We start from the raw sequence: 1,320 nt of genomic DNA on the forward strand, positions 1-1,320 counted from the left end.
GGCTAGGGCTATTTAATATCACCATTCCGCTCGCATCGTCTGCCGAGCTGTCACAGTATGCCTCCCAGCGACAATTGACCCATACGTTCAACGAGTCTTTGCCGGGGTTTCTGCCCGCCGTGTTGGATCATAGCGAGGCCCCCGTTRTCGTCTTCGATGGGTTTTGGCAGACGGAGAAATACTTCAAAGACGTGTCCTCGGCGCTTCGGCAGGAGTTCACATTGTCCGAACCGCTGTCAGTAGGCGTGCCGAACTTGACTCCTCTTCAGCGGTCGAACTCTGTCTGCCTTCATGTCAGACTTGACGACTACCTGCGTTGGGAAGGCTCTTTCATGGGGTTCCCTGGTCTCGACTACTACGAGCGAGCCATTGCAGAGATAGTCAAGCGAGTTCCGGATGCCCACTTCTTTATCTTCTCGGATGATCTTGGATGGTGCATGGAGACTCTCCAAATTGACCACCCACACACCTTCTTCGACTACGACCCCGGCCCTGCTAAGGCGGCTCTGGCCATGTCCGTAATGAGTTATTGCACACACTTCATTATTAGCAATAGCACGTTTGCATGGTGGGCAGCATGGCTCGGTCGAGCGGCCGACAAGATCGTTGTTGCACCGCGAGGCTGGTTTGCGAGCGAGCGCGGCTCTTCCAATACCGGAAGACTCAGCACTATCTCTTCCAAAGACATAGTTCCGTCGGCATGGTTGCGCGTGTAGCACCACGAGACCTGTCTTCAATCCCTCTTGGTTTGCCGGACCGATGCCTTTCGATTCCTTGTTGGTAAGGTCGCGAAGGATCAGCCAATAGTCCGGCCCCAATCCACTCGACATCGCTCGCCGTTATGTTTAGAAGTACTAACCGTATCCCAAGTGAACTCACTTAAACGCAGTCGACTGCAGCGCAGATCGCTGATGCCACGACCCGCGCAGCCTAAATGGTGCGGGACGAAGGGTTTATACTGGCTTAAGAGCGTGTTTCGATGGTCCAGCCGAAGCAGYCACAATAATCACGCGGACGCTATGGTGTTGGCACCTAGGGCTTGGCGGGGAGCCACATGAGCCGGCCGAGCATATTGCCGGACGCTTGCTTTGTTGCTGTTCAAACTCGCCGCCTGGCGCGGCCCGAGCTGCTATGGCAGCACGAGACGGCTGCCTTGCTGGGCTTCGACCCTGACCGCCAGTATTGCGTCCCTACTGCTGGAGATGCGCTGGAGGCTTACGCTTCTGAAGCCAGAGTCGAATGGGCTGATCGATATGGCGGTACTGGCATCGCAGCAGGCGGTGGTGCCGGACGTTGCGCGGCATACGGCAACCTGGAGAC

2 protein-coding genes are annotated in these 1,320 nt (G+C 56.4%); both read left to right on the forward strand.

Translation table 11 applies throughout. The features are described 5' to 3' along the window. Window positions 1-716 (forward strand): alpha-1,2-fucosyltransferase (locus AC1DU6_RS31455; RefSeq protein WP_477862087.1); only part of this gene is annotated, 716 nt, incomplete at its 5' end. 375 nt (window positions 717-1,091) lie between these two features. Further along, window positions 1,092-1,320 (forward strand): hypothetical protein (locus AC1DU6_RS31460; protein WP_477862089.1); only part of this gene is annotated, 229 nt, incomplete at its 3' end.

Source organism: Roseateles sp. P5_B10 (assembly GCF_056400485.1).